This is a genomic window from Pontibacillus chungwhensis BH030062 (assembly GCF_000770675.1).
In the GTDB taxonomy this organism is placed as follows: Bacteria; Bacillota; Bacilli; order Bacillales; family BH030062; genus Pontibacillus; species Pontibacillus chungwhensis.
Genome location: NZ_AVBG01000010.1, coordinates 15,275 through 32,802 on the forward strand (window position 1 = coordinate 15,275; position 17,528 = coordinate 32,802).

At 40.9% G+C, this 17,528-nt stretch carries 20 protein-coding genes; 6 read left to right on the forward strand and 14 right to left on the reverse strand.

Features of this window, described 5'->3' with window-relative positions; genetic code table 11:
* Positions 1-342 precede the first annotated feature (342 nt).
* Positions 343-858, reverse strand: coding sequence for a GNAT family N-acetyltransferase (locus tag N780_RS12950; protein ID WP_036784798.1), 516 nt, complete (start codon positions 856-858; stop codon positions 343-345).
* 165 nt (positions 859-1,023) lie between these two features.
* The gene (locus tag N780_RS12955) at positions 1,024-2,982 is read right to left on the reverse strand and encodes a phospholipase D-like domain-containing protein (protein ID WP_438942508.1); all 1,959 of its coding nucleotides are present in this window, start codon (positions 2,980-2,982) and stop codon (positions 1,024-1,026) included.
* 208 nt (positions 2,983-3,190) lie between these two features.
* Here N780_RS12955 and N780_RS12960 point away from each other — a divergent pair, with 208 nt between their 5' ends.
* Positions 3,191-3,619, forward strand: a complete 429-nt coding sequence (locus tag N780_RS12960) for a ferritin-like domain-containing protein (RefSeq protein ID WP_036784802.1) — start codon at positions 3,191-3,193, stop codon at positions 3,617-3,619.
* Between the two features lie 151 nt (positions 3,620-3,770).
* Here the strand turns inward: N780_RS12960 and N780_RS12965 are convergent, their stop codons facing one another.
* From N780_RS12965 to N780_RS12990, 6 genes are all read right to left on the reverse strand, one after another.
* Positions 3,771-4,637, reverse strand: coding sequence for a DUF4367 domain-containing protein (locus tag N780_RS12965; RefSeq protein WP_036784804.1), 867 nt, complete (start codon positions 4,635-4,637; stop codon positions 3,771-3,773).
* Positions 4,630-5,136, reverse strand: a complete 507-nt coding sequence (locus N780_RS12970; protein ID WP_232299538.1) for a sigma-70 family RNA polymerase sigma factor — start codon at positions 5,134-5,136, stop codon at positions 4,630-4,632. The genes N780_RS12965 and N780_RS12970 overlap by 8 nt, the downstream gene beginning before the upstream one ends.
* A 184-nt stretch (positions 5,137-5,320) precedes the next feature.
* On the reverse strand, positions 5,321-7,021 hold the full coding sequence (locus N780_RS12975) for a methyl-accepting chemotaxis protein (RefSeq protein WP_036784810.1): 1,701 nt from the start codon (positions 7,019-7,021) through the stop codon (positions 5,321-5,323).
* Positions 7,022-7,196: 175 nt separating this feature from the next.
* Positions 7,197-9,317 carry a TRAP transporter permease gene (locus N780_RS12980; protein ID WP_036784813.1) on the reverse strand — a complete coding sequence of 707 codons (2,121 nt, stop codon included), beginning with the start codon at positions 9,315-9,317 and terminating at the stop codon, positions 7,197-7,199.
* The gene (locus tag N780_RS12985) at positions 9,310-9,840 is read right to left on the reverse strand and encodes a DUF1850 domain-containing protein (RefSeq protein WP_052115063.1); all 531 of its coding nucleotides are present in this window, start codon (positions 9,838-9,840) and stop codon (positions 9,310-9,312) included. Before N780_RS12985 ends, N780_RS12980 begins: the two co-directional genes overlap by 8 nt.
* 76 nt (positions 9,841-9,916) lie before the next feature.
* The gene (locus N780_RS12990; protein ID WP_036784817.1) at positions 9,917-10,921 is read right to left on the reverse strand and encodes a TAXI family TRAP transporter solute-binding subunit; all 1,005 of its coding nucleotides are present in this window, start codon (positions 10,919-10,921) and stop codon (positions 9,917-9,919) included.
* A gap of 375 nt (positions 10,922-11,296) precedes the next feature.
* On the opposite strand from N780_RS12990, the gene N780_RS13000 reads away from it, so the two are divergent.
* The 3 genes from N780_RS13000 (at position 11,297) to N780_RS13010 (ending at position 13,083) form a co-directional block, all read left to right on the forward strand.
* Complete coding sequence (locus N780_RS13000; protein WP_036784821.1) at positions 11,297-12,031, forward strand: alpha/beta hydrolase; 735 nt, start codon at positions 11,297-11,299, stop codon at positions 12,029-12,031.
* A gap of 109 nt (positions 12,032-12,140) precedes the next feature.
* Positions 12,141-12,653, forward strand: a complete 513-nt coding sequence (locus N780_RS13005) for a YjcG family protein (protein ID WP_036784823.1) — start codon at positions 12,141-12,143, stop codon at positions 12,651-12,653.
* A 7-nt stretch (positions 12,654-12,660) separates the two neighbouring features.
* Positions 12,661-13,083, forward strand: coding sequence for a GNAT family N-acetyltransferase (locus tag N780_RS13010; protein ID WP_036784825.1), 423 nt, complete (start codon positions 12,661-12,663; stop codon positions 13,081-13,083).
* Between the two features lie 52 nt (positions 13,084-13,135).
* On the opposite strand, the gene N780_RS13015 is transcribed toward N780_RS13010, so the two are convergent.
* A complete protein-coding gene (locus N780_RS13015) occupies positions 13,136-13,363 on the reverse strand; it encodes a hypothetical protein (protein ID WP_036784827.1) in 228 nt (75 codons plus the stop codon).
* A gap of 120 nt (positions 13,364-13,483) precedes the next feature.
* On the opposite strand from N780_RS13015, the gene N780_RS13020 reads away from it, so the two are divergent.
* Positions 13,484-14,158: a YetF domain-containing protein gene (locus tag N780_RS13020; protein ID WP_036784829.1), complete on the forward strand. Its 675-nt coding sequence runs from the start codon at positions 13,484-13,486 to the stop codon at positions 14,156-14,158.
* Here the strand turns inward: N780_RS13020 and N780_RS13025 are convergent.
* The 5 genes from N780_RS13025 to N780_RS13045 all read right to left on the reverse strand — a co-directional run bounded on the left by N780_RS13025 (position 14,155) and on the right by N780_RS13045 (position 16,827).
* Positions 14,155-15,060, reverse strand: a complete 906-nt coding sequence (locus N780_RS13025) for an MBL fold metallo-hydrolase (protein WP_036784832.1) — start codon at positions 15,058-15,060, stop codon at positions 14,155-14,157. The genes N780_RS13020 and N780_RS13025 overlap by 4 nt on opposite strands.
* A 22-nt stretch (positions 15,061-15,082) precedes the next feature.
* Complete coding sequence (locus N780_RS13030; RefSeq protein WP_052115064.1) at positions 15,083-15,379, reverse strand: hypothetical protein; 297 nt, start codon at positions 15,377-15,379, stop codon at positions 15,083-15,085.
* Positions 15,380-15,699: 320 nt separating this feature from the next.
* Positions 15,700-15,933, reverse strand: coding sequence for a hypothetical protein (locus tag N780_RS13035; RefSeq protein WP_052115065.1), 234 nt, complete (start codon positions 15,931-15,933; stop codon positions 15,700-15,702).
* 191 nt (positions 15,934-16,124) lie between these two features.
* Entirely contained in the window at positions 16,125-16,463 is a 339-nt protein-coding gene (locus tag N780_RS13040) for a DUF1360 domain-containing protein (RefSeq protein ID WP_036784833.1), read from the reverse strand.
* Positions 16,464-16,569: 106 nt separating this feature from the next.
* Positions 16,570-16,827, reverse strand: a complete 258-nt coding sequence (locus N780_RS13045) for a hypothetical protein (RefSeq protein ID WP_036784836.1) — start codon at positions 16,825-16,827, stop codon at positions 16,570-16,572.
* 217 nt (positions 16,828-17,044) lie between these two features.
* Here N780_RS13045 and N780_RS13050 point away from each other — a divergent pair, with 217 nt between their 5' ends.
* Positions 17,045-17,503, forward strand: a complete 459-nt coding sequence (locus tag N780_RS13050; RefSeq protein WP_036784840.1) for a CotY/CotZ family spore coat protein — start codon at positions 17,045-17,047, stop codon at positions 17,501-17,503.
* The last annotated feature ends 25 nt before the right edge of the window (positions 17,504-17,528 follow it).

Consider the following 17,528-nt stretch of genomic DNA (forward strand, 5'->3'; position numbering starts at 1 on the left):
CAAATACCACTGAAAGGGCAACAAACGGGACATAACTCAAAAGCTCCCCTCCTTTATTATCTCATTACTTTACTATTAATCGATAAGCTCAGATACTACACCGAAATCTATGATGATCACTTTAGTGCACGTTCCATGCGCGACCACTACAACCACCCTACTTGTTAGATGCTTTATCCCCTAATAAGGTTTCACTAATTTATTTTCTAATATCATAGTAACGGCAACTAGAGAAAAATGGACACGCTAACGTCCTTGAAAATTACTTTTGAATTCTTATAGTTTGGCCACCAAAGGGTATAAACCCCAATAAGTTGATGCAATATGTATCACCTTAGAAATCTATATACTTACCCCTTCAATACTCTCCCACTGATAGATGAGAAGTGATAATTCAGCGCCCCCCATCTTGATCGTCTCTTTCTTTAAAAGTTCGGCTCCGTAATGCTCATAAAAATAACGAGTTTTGTTATCATCTAATACCTCAACAAAGACTTTAGTATAGTTTAACTCTCTAAATTGTTGAAACAGCCGCTTCATTAACTCTTTCCCTATACCTTTTCCCTGGTATTCTTCAAGAAGGTAAATGGAAGTTAAATCCCCAGCATTCTCAGTGCTACTATTCTCTCTCTTTCCACAGTCGGCAAATCCGACAATCTCTCCATTTTCGTTTTCTGCAACAAAAACAAAGTTTCCGTCCTTTGAGATATTCTTTTTCCATAATCCTGTTCTCTGATCATAGGATAATTTCTGTAAGACCTTATCAGGTATAATATTCTTGTAGGTCGTTCTCCAACTATCCACATGTACCTTGGCAATTCCTTCAGCATCACGATCTACAGCTCTTCGAATATTCATTAAACCTCTCCTCTTTGAAACTATGTAATGGAAAATAAAAACATCTACTCTCTACACTTCAATAAAAATGAATAAATACCTTTTAAAGAAATACATCACCATTAACAAGAAAAAGCGCTTAGAGTTTATAACCCTAAGCGCTATCCATGCTACATTATTCTATTGTTACTGAGCCGGAATACTCCCCCCAGCCGCATCATAACGTGCATAAAACTCTTGCAAGAACTGATTCGTAATCGCTGCATCATGAATGAAAAGCATATTCTCATCATTGATGTCATTCCCGTTCGTACTCCAGTTCGTTGATCCAACAATCGCCGTCGGGTCACTTTCTGGATGTGTCGGGTCAATCAGCATGGTTTTACTATGAAGCTTACGGTCTTCGTTATCCTCATAGACAGGTGCTGCATTGTTCCAGCGTACGTTTGGATTATTTTCAGACGTTTGAGAAGCTGTTCGACCTGTCATTTCGATCGAAGCCGACCACCATTGATTCCAGAAGCCTTCATCGTAAACGCCCTTTACATCAAAGCCCGTTAAGGAACCTTCTAAATCTGCGTAACTACCTTCCCACTTATTCTTCAGCTCATTTACTAGCGCCTGATCTGACCAGGCAAAGATGGTGAAGTAAGCTCCGTAGTCCGCCTCGTTTTTCACGACGTTCGCCATGTGACCAACCGCATCATCACCTGCAGAGAAATAGACTTCAACTTCTTTTCCTCCGACCGTAACGGTGTGCGGTGTATTGTCGATCTTTCTCCCATGATAGTTTGAAGCTGCAGGGTCTGGTGTCATACCGCTTGCTCCCCACATTTCATCAAATTCAGTCTTATAAATTCCTGCTAGTTCACTAGAATGAAGCTCAACGACATGCTGCGTGTTTCCGCCTAATACATCGTTTTGATAATTTTCATCTGAACCATACAAGCCCGTTTTCGTAAAGTTCCAACTTCCGGTGAAGACCCATTTTCCATCAATGACGGCAAATTTATTGTGCATTTGATTTCCGGGGGAATAGTAGCTTCCTGGTTCCTTCTCTTCAGCATCTGCTAGCATGTAGCCAGAGTCTGTACCTGAACCTACTTCAACCGTCACATAGTCCATTCCGCTAACCGTACTAGGTAAGCCGTATTGATCACGTAAGGCTTGGTCTTCCACCGCTAACATAATAGAATCTGAGAATACTTCTACGTCGTCAGCTGTACCAATCGTTCCGTCCTGCCCTCGGACAAGCTGCTCCATATAAAGACGCATCGTCTGGTAGCGCTCTGTGTAATGAGGGTCACTACCGTCTTTCGCATCTGCAATAACACGCACATCCACGCCTTGAGCCGCTTTCTTTGTAAGGGCATCAATGACTCTAGGCAAGTTGATTTCATATGTACCCAGGTCAATTGATTCTGTTGCCCCTTCTATACGCTGAATCAATCGATCTTCAAGATTCACGTTATAGTTCGCTTCGTTCCCGCTCGTTGCATACTGTCCATATGCACATTTATTAAAGTAAACATTAATGGAACCCGCTGTATTCGATACTTGATTTAAGTGCTCTTTCGAATCACAAAGAGGTTCTTCTTTACTTCCTGAAGGAGTACCGTATCCTCCGCTATATGTAGCTGTTGCATCTGCCCAGTTGGTTGCGTTTGTTCCACTTCCACCAAGACTGACACGTTCCATCGTAGATTTCGAATTGTTGTCCCCTGCATACCAGCTATCCACTGAATCGACTAAAGTACCTGATGAATCACGTAACTCCAGAACTTCCCCGCTGTTACTTAAGGAACCTGAATAAATAACATCGGCTGTCACCTCTGTAACAGTAGAATCATCCGTTCGCTCTAAGGTAAACGTTCCCCCACTTGGGATACTCCCTGTTAAAGAAATACTCGGAGATCCATCTTGAGCCTCTAGAGTCCAACCATCTAAACTCATTTCAGAGCCTGTATTATTTGTAAGCTCCAACCATTCATCATTGTAACTATTCGTCGTTCCCATCCAGGCGATCTCACTGATCACAACATCCTGCTCAGTAACTGCATCCACATCCCCCATCGGTACACAAGCAATCAGTAATGTGCAGATAACGGCGATTATGAAACTCTTTTGTCTCTTCAACTTCTCCACCCCTTTTACATTGTTCGAATACATTGTAAAAGTAACATAGATATCGCTTCCGATTTTCAAATTAATCAATTCTTTACACAAATGCGAACTTTAGGAGGAGTCGTTGTAAATTATATGAAGTTTTATGATTCAAAGGTTTAAATTGAGAAAACAACATACATACCTACAGTAGCTTAAAGAAAAACTAAGCGAAAAAGGAGTGAACCATATGTCTGAAAGAGATGTCATTAAAACATTAAACACCTTCCTTAAGGGACAATATATGGGCGTTCACGCATATGAACATTATATAAAGAAACTAGAAGACCCTAGTATTAAAAAGGAATTTCAACGAATCCAACAAGAACATAAACAACATGCTCAGCAAGTATCCACAAGAATTCAAGATCTTAACGGCACACCGGTCGATGATGAAGGGATAATCGGCTCCGTCCAAGGATTTATCGGTGAATTTATGATGCCAGATGAGACCGATAAAATCATCGACAGCGCCGTCAGGGCTGAAAGTTACTATGCTGTCGAGCTGTCTGAGGAGATTGTGAAAGGGGATGTTGACCCTGAGACAAAGGAACTTATTGAACAAATTATTGATGAAGATCGGGCCCATGTAGAATCTCTCCATCGTTTGCTTCATTAGGTATGAAAGAAGCTCAAGGTAACTACTCTACCTTGAGCTTCTTTCCTTTTTATTCACTCATCTACAAGAAACAGAGTCTCGTGTACATTGCCAATTGCTGTTTAAACTTTTGATCACAAATACACTTCCAATCAAATGGGGTTTCATTTTACTACTCAAGCATAGACAGCACGATCTTTTCCGCTTCTCTTTTTGATAATCTGTCAGCTAATAAAGTGATTTTATATCCCTTTTCTGGTGCTTTTACCCTTATACCTTTTTCTTTCTTTTCTTCAGAGTATTTAAAAGTAAACTCATACCCGTTTAAAGAGTAGGATTCAGTATTTTCAAACCTGTTCCAAATATATTCGAAGTCATCTGTTTGATTGATTTCCTGTTGAAAGGTCGTATACCCAAAATCCCCATTACTATATTCGAATGTAACAACTGGTTCATCGCCTTTATTTTTTATAAAAAAGTTTTCCTTCGTTTGACTATACCCTTCAGGAACATACGTTGGTTGTGTAACTGTGTAACTTGAAAGGTGTTGAGCCTCTTTCAATGCAAATTGATTCTCATACGAAAACTGTAATCCTTTTATTTCGTGTAACCTAGCCGCTTCTTGATCATCAGGCTCCCTACTTTCTGCTCGCACTCCCCGCCATATCTCAGCCTGTTCCTTATATAAGTCACTTAAGTGTGTGAACTCTTCTTCTGTTAAATTTTCTTTTGCGAATTCTATGTGTTGTTCCATGAAACTAATTTCTTCAGAACTTTCTTCAGGATATGCCTCCGTCACCTTTTCTTTCGCACCAAAAATTTGGTTCAACAAAGACTCTGTTGCATCTACAATATATGAACCTCCTAGCGTTGAACTTATTCCAACAATCATAACCGAAGCGACTGCCCCCATGACCCAATTCGGATATCCTTTCTTTTTCTTCTTCTCTCTTTTAGCTTGCTTCACTCCTGAAGCAACTCTGCTATTTAGTTCATCAGGTATCTCAATCTTTTCAAATTCTTCTTTGATGTTATTCACACCTTCCAACCTCCCCTAAATCTTTTCGCAGCTTCTGCAATGCCCGATACATAATAGATTTTGCTGTTCCTAAAGGAATCTCCAATATTTCAGCAATTTCCTTAAAGGTATAACCTTGATAGAATTTTAAAATAATAATACTCTTTTCTTCTTCATTTAACTTATCTAGCAATTCTTGCAGAGTTAGCGATAAGGTAGTGTCTTGAACCTCTGCCCTTATATAGTTTTCATAACTTGCATCCATGGTAATGACCTTTTTATTTTTTCGAATTAGATCAATCGAACATGTTATGGCCATTTTAATTAGCCATGTCTTGAAATACTCAGGATGCTTTAACGTGTCCATTTTCTTAAACGAACGATACGCTACCTCTTGAACTACATCTAAAGCATCATTTTGATTCTTTACATAAGTATAAGAAATCCGGTATATGTCTTCTTGATATTGACTAAAGAGTTCAACAAAAGCTTTTTCATTTCCCTTTTGAGCTTTTTTCACTAAGCGAATAATGGTTGTTCACCCTCTCTTTGTTTGATTTTCACTCATTAGACGAATTGGTATCTCATTTGGCTTAAATCTTATTAAATTTTTCTTCAAAATAAAAAATCGTCTAAGCAGACGATTTTTTTATAAGTTATTAATTATATAGATAAACTCGTTGATTCTCAGGCTACCTCTGTTCCTACAATCTAAACTTCCTAACCTCCTCAGACAACTCCTCTGCTAAATGTGCCAATTCACTAGCACTTCTGGACACTTCTTCCATCGCACTGCTCGATTGTTGAGAAGAGGCAGCTGCTTGTTCGACACCTGCGGCAGATTCTTCTGAGACAGAAGCAATGCCCTCAATCGATTCGTTCATTTGATTGTTTTGATCAGCAATGTCTCTCATGTTTCCAGATATACCTTGAATCTTCGTAACCATATCAGAAACCCATGCATTAATCGTATCAAATGTTTCACCAGTGACTTGAATTTGCTTGGATCCTTCCCCTACCTGTTTGTATCCTTTCTCAAGAGAAGCCACTACCGACCCAGATTCTGTTTGAATGCTACCAACGATTGTTGTGATGTCTCCGACTGATTTAGATACCTGGTCTGCCAATTTACGTACTTCATCAGCCACAACGGCAAATCCTTTTCCATGTTCACCAGCTCTGGCTGCTTCAATGGCAGCGTTTAAAGAGAGTAGATTGGTTTGATCTGCAATATCTCTAATCACGTGTACCAATTCAGATATTTCTTTAGACTGCGCATCCAGGCCCCGCACCTTTTCAACGGAGCCTTTGACGATCGCATCAATTCTTCCCATTTGATCGACCGATTCTTTCATTAAACGCGCGCCTTCTTCTGTCATTGAGAGAACTTCTCCTGAGGTAGATGAAATCACTTCCGCACTAGCGCTTGCCTCTTGCACTTTAGCTGTAAAGGATTCTGTCATTTCCGCTAACGCCTGAGAGCTGTGAGCCTGCGTTTCTGAACCGAAAGATAGGTCCTGCATCGTTGAAGCGATCTGTTTGCTTCCTTCTTGAACTTCATTGGACGCTTGTTGCAATTCATCACTCTTACTAGAAACTGAATTAGTCGCAGTGGTAACATTTTGAATCACGTGGCGCAAGTGATGCTTCATGTTATTTACGGAAGTTGCGAGTTTCCCAACTTCATCATTTCGTTTAAAGGAGAGGTCTTGAACGTTTAAGTTTCCTTCTGAAATTTCGTCTGCTGTTTGCACAACCCTGGCCAGTCCTCTCCGAATTTTTCTATTTACAAGTGATATGAGAACGGTCCCAAGAATACCCGCTCCAATGATCGATGCAAATAAGACGATTACACTGCGCGCTAAGTTCTCTTTCGCATTCTTCACCGCCTGAGCCCGTTCCTCATTCACAACCTCTTCAAGTTGCACAATGGATTCAACAGCAGATAATCGCGAGTTGCTAACATATCGCCTAGAGCGATTTGCCACATTCAACTCATCTGCTTCAACTGCGGGAACAATTTCATTTAATAGGCGTTCTTCCATATCCTCTTGAGCTTCAACAATTCGTTTAAATAATTTCTCCTGGAAAACTGTCCCCATCTTAGGTTCCACTTCTTCTTTTAACGCTTCGAATTTCTTACGACTCTCTTCGAACTCTTCTAAAGATTTTCCATTTGGCAATTCAATATAATCCGTAATGCTTATATCCATGGAACGGATTAGAGAGCCCATCTCTGCAATATCAAGTGCTCGATCTCCTCTTCTTTCAAGGGCTGAAACATTTTCTTGTGCTTGCTGCATTTCTTGTAAAATAATAACACCTGAAATAATAAATAAGACCACACTCGCCAAGAAGGCCGACATGTATTTTCGACCAATACTCATATCTCTCCATTTAAACATCTTCCACCACTCCCCATCACGTCTTCACCAAATATGTAAACCCTTTCAATCTTATGGTTCTTTTATCGGACAAAAGTCACAAATCTTTACAACATTCCTATGAATAGATGGACTAATCCACAAAAAAAGAGCGAAATCAATTGATGATTTCGCCCTCATGTTTCTAGCTATTCCATTATGCACGACTTCTTTGCGGCATTGGCTTCCCAATCAACTCTCGTTTGATTAAGAATTGTGCTCCTAAAATACCGCCGAACACCACAAGTCCAATCGTATCCGAGTAGCCTCCTGGATAGATGAGCGCTAGTCCGCCACCGACAGCAAGGATTCGTTCCACCCAGTACACTTTACGGAACCAATATCCGATCATGCCAGCACCGATTGCAATCATACCCGCAATCGCTGTGAACAAGATCCAGATCAGACCCCAGAACGTGGCGTCGATCATTAATAGTTCAGGCTGCAGGACGAACATGTACGGAATAATAAAGGCCGCAATGGCAAGTTTTGCCGCGTTGACCCCGGTCCGTATCGGTTCGCCCCCTGACACCCCGGATGCTGCAAAGGCTGCAAGTGCAACTGGAGGGGTGATGTCTGCGATAATACCGAAGTAGAATACAAACAAGTGAGCCGGTAATTCCATAACACCTAACGCTATAATCGCTGGTGCTGCAATCGTTGAGGTAATAACGTAGTTCGCCGTTGTTGGAGAACCCATTCCTAATATGATTGCTGCTACCATGGTAAAGAACAAGGTTAATAGAATTTGCTCGTTTGCAAGGGATACTAAGCTGTTGGCCAATTTAAGGCCAAGACCCGTCTTCGTTACAACCCCTACAATCATACCCGCAGCAGCCGTAGCAGCTACAACGCCAAGGGCTGTTCTAGCACCTTGGACAAGGGCATCAATCGTATCAGCAAAGTTTCCATCAAAGAAGTAACTCACTACAATCGTAGCAATCGTTCCTGCAATCAGACCACCAACGAACCATCCGTCTGCGAGTCCGCCGTTTACGATCGCTTTATAAATGATATAAGCAATTCCACCAACCGCAAATGCGATCGGATAGATCTTGCGAAACTTCTCTTCTCGCAAAAGACCAACTAATATCGTTGTAAAGATTCCATAAAGAGCAGATAAAATAATACTTAAACCTGAAGCTAAGAAGAAAACAATCGCTACAATAGGAAGTAGAAGATAAAGCTTCTTCAGCACTTCTTTCTTATCAGGAACCTCTTCATCATCAAGACCGCGAAGTCCAATTCGCTTCGCTTCAAAGTGCGTCATAATCCAGATCCCTGTGAAGTAAAGAATAGCTGGAATGGCCGCTGCCTTAGCAATAGACCAATAATCAATCCCAATGAATTCAATCATTAAGAAGGCAGCTGCACCCATAATAGGCGGCATAAGTTGACCACCCGTTGAAGCCGCTGCCTCAACCGCACCAGAGAACTCTTTACGATAACCGAGACGTTTCATCATTGGGATCGTGAAAGAACCTGATGTTACAACGTTCGCTACAGAGCTTCCGCTGATTGTCCCTTGAAGAGCACTGGAGAAAATGGCTACCTTCGCCGGACCACCTGTACGCTTACCCGCTAAGGCTACCGCCAGGTCATTAAAGTATTGGCCTACCCCTGTTTTCACAAGAAAGGCACCAAATAATAAGAATAAGAAGATAAAAGTGGATGATACCGCAAGCGGCGTCCCAAAAATTCCTTCTGTTGTAAAGAACATCGTTTGTACAATCGTATCCACATCCAAGCCACGGTGAATTAGGAAGTCAGGCATCTGACGTCCCCAATATGCGTAAGCCAGGAATAGGGATGCGATAATCGTAATTGGGAGTCCCACAGCACGCCTTGTCGCTTCAAGAACAAGCAAGATCGCAAGACCACCTACATAGAAATCAATTTGTGTCATTTCTCCGGCACGAGCAATAATCTGGTCATAGTTTAGCGGCCAATACGCTCCTACCCCGACACTCAATATGGCTAATAGATAATCATACCAACCGAGCTTTCCTCGCTCTAAGTTCTTCTTCCTTGCTGGGAAAAGCAAGAAGATAAGCATTAACGCAAACCCTAAGTGGATGGATCGGTGCATTTGGGCTGGTATTTGATAGATGACAGTAAAATAAACTTGATAAAGAGAAAAAGCTAACAAGGTAAAGAATACAAATTTTCCTACAAATCCTGATAAATCTCGGACGCTTGATTCAACATCGTACTTCTTAACCAGTGCGTCCTGGTCTTCCTGTGAGAGTGTATGATCTTGGTTGTTCTTATCACTCACTCATCTTCACTCCTTTCCACATCTGCCAAATACTCATGTCACGGGCTTCGATCTTAATACTCGTCCCGGCACCAACAAAATCCTTCAATACGTATGACTCTCCATCGTAAACAATTGTATGCTCCGATCGGACTTGCCCCACAGACAAATTGATAGAAGGTAATGTTTTCGTGTTTGGACCCTTAGTGATGATATATTTCTCGTCTTTCATTTCGAACGTATCTTCTCCATAGGCATTCGATGGCATGCCAATTGCCGTATCTTCATATATGAGCTTCTTTGGTTGAATGGAATAATCGTTCTGAAGCTCAAATTCTTCAATAACCTCTGAAAGGTGAACAGAATGAATGTATCTGATCTGAAAGTGTTTTTGCTGATGAATCGGAAGATAAGCTAACTCTTCTCCCGACCTTATATGTTGGAAGGTGATAACCGTGCGGTTTGGATAAAAGATAAGAACGGACAGTGCCGTAACCGCGATGAGGGAAATGGCAACTACGAGTTTGTATCTGCTTTTCTTCAAGTTCATCCCTTCTTTTCATGAAGAAAGATAGACCGAACAATTCGGTCTATCTTATCTCCGTGGTGACTATGGTTACTTACTTGCTAACACCTTTTTCATCAAAGTACTTCTGAGCACCTGGATGAACGTCAATTCCAACACCATCTAGAGCACTTTCAGCTGTGATGAATTCACCTTTAGCATGAGAAATGGCATCTGTATTTTCAAATAACGCTTTCGTCATATCATAAACAACATCTTCACTTAAATCTTTAGAAACAACTAGCATCGCCTGAACAGCTACTGTCGTAACAGCTTCGTCTACTTTGCTATACGTTTCTGCTTTAATTTCATCTTTAGCGTAGTAAGGATACTCGCTAATAAGCTCTTCAATCTTATCTTCTGCAACCGGTACAATCTTAACGTCTGTTGTAGCCGCTAAGCTTTCAACCGCACCAGTTGGTGTTCCAGAAGTAATGAATGCTGCATCAATTGAACCATCCTGGATTCCACTAGTAGATTCACCGAAAGCAAGGTCACGTTTCTTGATATCATCTAGAGAGATTCCGTGAATATCTAAGATATTCTCAGCATTTGCTGCTGTACCAGAACCAAGAGCTCCAATAGAAACCGTTTTTCCTTTCAGATCTTCAACTGATTCGATACCAGAATCTTTCGTTGTAACGATTTGAATCGTTTCTGGATAAAGCGTTCCAATTGCTTGAACGTTATCAACTTTGTTATCTTCGAACATTAACTTACCTTCAGCTGCATAAGCTGCGATATCTGTTTGAACAAAAGCTAGCTCAGCATCACCTTTTGATAAGGACTTCATGTTCTCAACCGAAGCACCAGCAGATTGAGCTGAAACTTCTACGCCATCAACATTTTCGTTCATAACCTGTGCGAACGTACCACCTAACGGATAGTATGTACCAGTTGTTCCACCAGTTAGTAAGGAAACGAACTTCTTACCACCATCATCGCCTTCACTACCTCCGTCGCCAGAGTCGTCGTCAGCACTTCCGCCGCCACAAGCAGCTAACACCATAGAAAGCGCTAACATAAGGATGAAAGCCAATAAACTTCTTTTCTTTGTCATTTTTATTTACCCCCTAAAAATGATTATAATTTGCTAATTGTATTTTAGCAGGATTCAATTGGAAAGACAATCACTAATTTTTTGACAATAATTTTATGTAAAGACTTTTCAGCTTTACGTAATAAGTTAGCTTTCCTAACATCATTATACCATCTTTTATTCATTATTTCGAAATGATGATTTCTATCGTTTATCAAAATAGGTCTTTTGTCTTAACCGCCAAAGAATCCCTCCTCTTCTTTACCCTGCCCCCAAGTTGTTAAATCCGCTTTTTTCATTAAATGTGATACACTTAATACATTGTTGTTTATTTCTTCCTTCACGGGGGAATCGATGAGGATAGCTTCCTCTTTCATCATTATAGGAGGTGTTAAAATGGGCAGAAAAGGAACCATGACAGATCAAACCATTGATAGCCAATATTTGAACGAAACATTAACTGTGAAGATCTACAAACCAGAAACGTTCTCTCCATTATATAAATACAACATTTGTATAATGCAAGACGGAGATGACTATATGCAGCTCGGAAGGGTAGCCACATTGAGCGACCGCTTTCACGGGGACCAAACGATTGAGAACACCATCTTCGTTGGTATACATTACAAAGACAAGTATGATCGCCGTGAGAAGTATCATCCAGAAGGCAAGAATTTCACATCTTATATGAAGTTTCTTGCGATGGAAGTCGTTCCGATGCTAGATGAAGAACTTCCTACATATCACATGGGTGGTTGCCGCGCTCTTATGGGAGATTCACTTGGTGGCACGATGGCACTCATGACAGCTCTTCGATATCCGCACACGTTCGGTAAAGTGATTATGCAGTCTCCGTACGTTGATGAAACCGTATTACAAGAAGCACAGGATAGTGATGCCTTATCAACTATGGAAATCTATCATACGATTGGAACACAGGAGACTGAAGTTTCTACAACAGATGGAACGGTTCAAGACTTCCTTACACCAAACCGAAAGCTTTATGACGTTTTAGAAGAAAAGTGCCATACTTACACCTATCACGAACTTGACGGTGAACACACGTGGAAATATTGGCAAAAAGATTTAAAACGGGCACTTCCTACTATGTTCGGAAGTGAAAATCCTTAAACTACCTCAAGAAGAATTTCAGAAAATTTGATATAATGTATAATACCATTATTCTATCAAGATGAAACGATTCATCTTTATTATTAAATATGAAATGGGAGGTTCAAACATGAAGTACGGTATTGCTTTATTTCCATCTAAGCAAATTCAAGACATTGCAAATTCTTACAGAAAACGATACGACCCACATTACGCATTGATTCCACCGCACGTAACATTGAAAGAAGCTTTTGAAGCAGAAGAAGATCATATCGAAGAAGTTGTACAAAAACTCTCTAAAGTGGCAAAAGATACACAACCCTTTTCTCTAATGATCAACAAGTTAAGCACCTTCTCACCGGTAACAAATACAATCTATATGAAAGTAGAACCCGTAGATGGGCTTATGGAGCTACATCAGAAACTTCACAAAAGCGATATTCCGAATGGACAGACGTTTTCCTTTGTCCCTCACATCACAATCGCACAGAAGCTTTCAGACGATGAACATTCAGATGTGTATGGCAGCTTACGTATGATCAGCCATGAGTTCGAAGAGACAGTTGATCGTTTCCAATTGCTCTATCAGTTAGAAAATGGATCTTGGACCGTTTATGAAACGTTCCGCCTTGGGAAAGGATAAGTCGTACATGAGAATCGAACAAGTTACAAACGATCAACAGTTAGAGGATGCCTATTCTGTCCGAAAAATCGTTTTCGTGGAAGAACAAAATGTATCTATAGAAGAAGAAATGGATGAATTCGATCAAGTAGCGACGCACTTCGTTGGGTATGAAGAAGATCAACCTATATCCGCAAGTCGCTTACGGTTTGTCGGTGAGTATGCAAAACTCGAACGCATCTGTATGATAAAGTCTTCTAGAGGACAAGGGCTTGGAAAACAGATGATTCTTCATATGGAAGGTCATGCGAAAGACAAGGGTTACCTTAAGAGTAAGCTAAACGCTCAAACTCAAGCACTTGGCTTCTATGAATCACTTGGTTACAGAGTGGTTTCAGAGGAATTTATGGACGCTGGCATCCCACACGTTACAATGATTAAAGATTTATAATGTCTAGTATTAAAAAGCTCAAAGTCATAACTTTGAGCTTTTTTGTAATCTCTTATAAAGCAGGCACCACAAATTGGAATGCAATCAAGCCGAGCAATACCAGCACTGTTACGGTAAGCAGGAATTTCCCTATTTTAATCAAGAATGTTAGTAAGATTGAAGCTATAAATCCCCCAATTGCAACGGTAAGCAACAAATCTTCATCTACTAGTTGGTTTCCCGTCCAGACATAAAGTAAAAGCGCAGTTATACTTAGCATAAATAAAAGTTTATGTATCAATAAGGCCTATCCTCCTTGCATCGTGTTCAGTTTTCATCTTACTGGGCGTCGACTTCTTTGTATACCCTCCCTCTCTTTTGGCAAAAATGGTTAGAGGAATAAAGAAAGGATGAGAGGAGATTGGTTTATACTTCCATACTAGTTGAAACCATCATCGGATTTTTGTGCTTATTCGTCTTAACTAAAGTACTAGGTAAATCTCAAATTACGCAGATTACTGCTTTTGATTTCATCGCTGCACTTGTCCTCGGAGAACTTGTCGGCAACGCGCTATATGATAAAGAAGTCGGCATATCTCAAGTCCTTTTCGCTGTCTTCTGCTGGGGAATTCTTATTTATGTGACAGAATGGATCACCGAGAAATTCAAGGGTTCGCGCGCTTTGCTTGAAGGGCGACCTACGATTATTATATATGAAGGAAAAATTCAGAAAGAACTTATGAACAAAGGAAAGCTTGATATTAATCAGCTACAGCATTTGCTCCGTTCAAAAGATGTTTTTTCTATACAAGAAGTGGAATACGCCATACTTGAAACAGATGGAACGGTATCGGTATTAAAGAAATCTCTCGAACAGACCCCAAGCCGCGGAGATCTCAATTTAAAACCAGAACGGGTCTACTTGCCTCGTACACTCGTTAGTGATGGAGAAGTTTTATGGGATAATCTTGAGGAAGCTGGTTTGACGGAGGAGTGGTTACATCAAGAACTACGAAAACAAAACATCCAGTCGCCTAAAGAGTTAATGTATGCAGAATACAAAGAAGGAGAAGCATTGTATGTCGTCCCATACTAAGCTTCTCCTTCTTTTATATAGAACATCCATCGATAGTTTTCGATCTTATACCCAACTTGTTCTTGTTTCAGCAACGCAATTAAGTATGCCGTCACAGCTGTACGGAATAAAAGCCATTGAGGGAGTTGGTCTACCTTCACTTGATACGTATTACACATATACACGATAAGTTCCTCGTGAGAGACAAGCTTCTCTGCTTCAATATAAGCCCATAGCATATGCATCAGTTCATGGTGATAAGCAATGTTCGCATCAACCGTATCATGAAAATCTTCTTCATATTCTCCATGACCAGGAACTGCCCCTTTGGTATGAATCTCTTTTAGCTTGTACAATGATTGAATAGCAAGATGAGCATCTGTTAAGAAAGGGATCTTGTGCTTATGCAGTTGCTCTTCACTAAAGTAGGCGTCTCCTGCGTACAAGCAATCATGAATTTTAATCCCAAGCTGATAATAGCTATGCCCCGGCAACAAATACGTCGTAAAATTGAAGCCATCTCGCTCGTAAACGCCTTCTTGCAATACCTCATCTACAAAAATGGAGTTTCCCTCTAAAAATTTATTTCGCAGTTCCGGTAATGGGTCATTTCCACCGAATAAGTATAAGGGCTCAATGGAAGGGTTACGTAAAATGGCTTCCTCATAATAAGGAGCAAACGTATAAATGGCGCGATCCTGTTGCAAATAAGACCCGCCTCCATAATGATCGGAGTGCGCATGTGTAATAAAAAGGTGCGTTACAGGCAACCCTTCTTGGTCTAGTTTCTTTAATACTTTCTTCATCGTTTGGGAGTCGATTCCTGCATCCACAATCATTCCCGACTCCCCTTGAGAAATGTACCCTATATTGACAGATCCGCTAAAATAATAGCAGTTTGTATTAATTTGAATCAGCTGCATGATTTCGACTCCTTCGGCATTTTTAAATACTTTCGTTAAAATGCCGCCCAATTCCTGTTAAGTCAGAATAAACTTTGTGCGTCTTCCCCAAATGCACAGAACCCGGCGCATATAAATCAGGCTTATGCTGCTTCGTTATTTGTTCATTATAAAACTGGTAATCTTTCCGATCTTCTTCTCTCGGCTCAGGGTTATCTAACTGTTGCTCTAAATCTAATTTAAACACTGGTTCAATCGGAAATGGATCACGTTTCGTGCGTTCGACTCGCTCACGATAATCGCTATATTGGTAGTGCGGTATTGGTAAAATGTATCCCATATCCTATCACTCCTTTTTTAGATCCTTACGTTACTCTACCCGTTTCTTCCATATAATATGCCTGTTTGCGATAGATAGAGAGATGTTTCCGTCAGCAATAATAAAGCGTAAGGTGGGCCTGGAAACCACTCGCTTTCCTGTGGGGAGCCTAGGTAAGACCCCGCACGGAGCGTCAGCGAAGGAGGAGGCTTACCAGCTCCCCGCAGGAAAGCGAGTTGTCCCACAGCAAGCCCTCATCTCCATATGGTAACGGACGCCTCCTTACTACAATGCCCCAGTTTCCGAATATTCAACATTAAAAAAGGTCCCTATCCAGAGACCTAGCCTTCCATCTTCTTCTCTAATTCGTTCATCGCCTTTTCAATCTCGTTAATGCCTTCTTGAAACGATTTATGCCATTCGTCATGGGATGTATGAAAAGACTGAAATTCTTGATCAAATTTAGCTTTTTTCTTTTCTGGAAACTGAAACCACGACTCCTTTAAATCCATATGCTTATTAAGGTCATGGAAAGGTTTCATCCAATGGGGTTCAAATATTCGAATTCGAGGCATTTACTTCGACTTCTTCTTTCCACAACCGCAGCCTTTCTTTTTCTTCGGTGATACGGGTTTTGGTTTCAATGAGGCATTCTGTGAAGCTGTTTTTTTACTTTTCAACTTCTCCACCACCCTTTCAACTAAACTTAGCCCCTAGTCTTAGTGTATGAAAGATTTCACCTTTCCGTATGGGTAGGTACCTCTCTCTAGTCAAAAAGTTTAAATAATAATGCCGTTCCGCCACTAATGGCGAATATAATCCATAAAGGGATGAGTATAGGGAAAAATAGAAACGTGCCGTACACAAGTGCAGATGCCCAGACCCCCGTACACCAGTGACAACTAAGTAATTCGCCAATGAACCTTTGCAATCCTTTTCCTTTTACTTCAATAAAGACTTCGGTCTCTCCGTCTTCATTTACCTGTTCGACCTCCTTGTGGAAAGGCCTCCTGACCCAATCTGTAATCGTGTCATAAACAAGCAATCTCGTAACCCGAAAGCTAGCTAGTACGAGAATCAATAATTCCATCCACGTTAACCCCATATGCATCACATCCTTTAATGAAGTATATGAATAGAGGGTTGTCCATTTGATTATCAAAATAAAAAGCCCTTTGTCCCGGAAAGGGCAAAGGACCATTTATGAATGTTTAGATCCAAGAGAATGGCGGGCGACGATCTTCGCCTTCTTCTCCCTCTTCATGAACTTCTTCCACTTCTTCTTCTAACTCCACATGCTCTTCTTCCGATACGCTTTCAACCTGCGCACGGCGAGGCCCGAAGAATGGGTCGAACCGGTCCTCTTCATGACGATCACGGCGGTGAGGACGTTGTGGTTCAATAACCACGTTTTCAGCTTTAATGATCACTTCATCTACATGGATGACTTTTTTTCGTTTCTCTGACACAGTTGGTCCACTCCTTTATAAATCTTTACTCGCTAGTATCCTATGTATGATGGATTAGGTGTGTTTGGGCTATTGCCCTATTTCTTAAGAAAACCGCCCTTGGATTTTTTCATCAAGCCTTTCAGAAAAATACAGGCTTCTGCCCACACACATGGAGGCTCCCGACATATTCTATTAAAGACAATAAGTCAAAACGTCCAGAAAGGGGAAATGACACATGGGTTGTGGAAAAAACAGAGTCGAGTCAGCTGAAGGTTGTGTATGCGACATCCTTAAAGAAATCGTTGACGCACAAAACGACGTAACAGATGATTGCAATTCTAGCTGCGAAGAGTCAATTAACGAATTAATGGGGGACCGTGGGACAAATAAAGATACGGTACCTGTCATTCTTTATTGCAAAGATTGCAAACCATTTAAAGGTTTCGGCGCTCGTCGCAACGAAATCGATACAATTCGCGAAAGCTTCATCTTCCGCGTTAAAGAGGTAGACGAAGATTGCGAATGCGCACTACTTGAACTACTTGTTACACCTCATTCTTCTGAAGAGTGCCACATCAAATCACCAAGCGACCAGGACACAAGTAACCTACGCGCAACTGGTATCTGCATCACAGTAGACCTTAACTGCTTCTGCCACATCACTTGCCTTCCTGCGATCAACGCAAGAGCTTAGTCGATGAATAAAAGTCAGGTCCTAA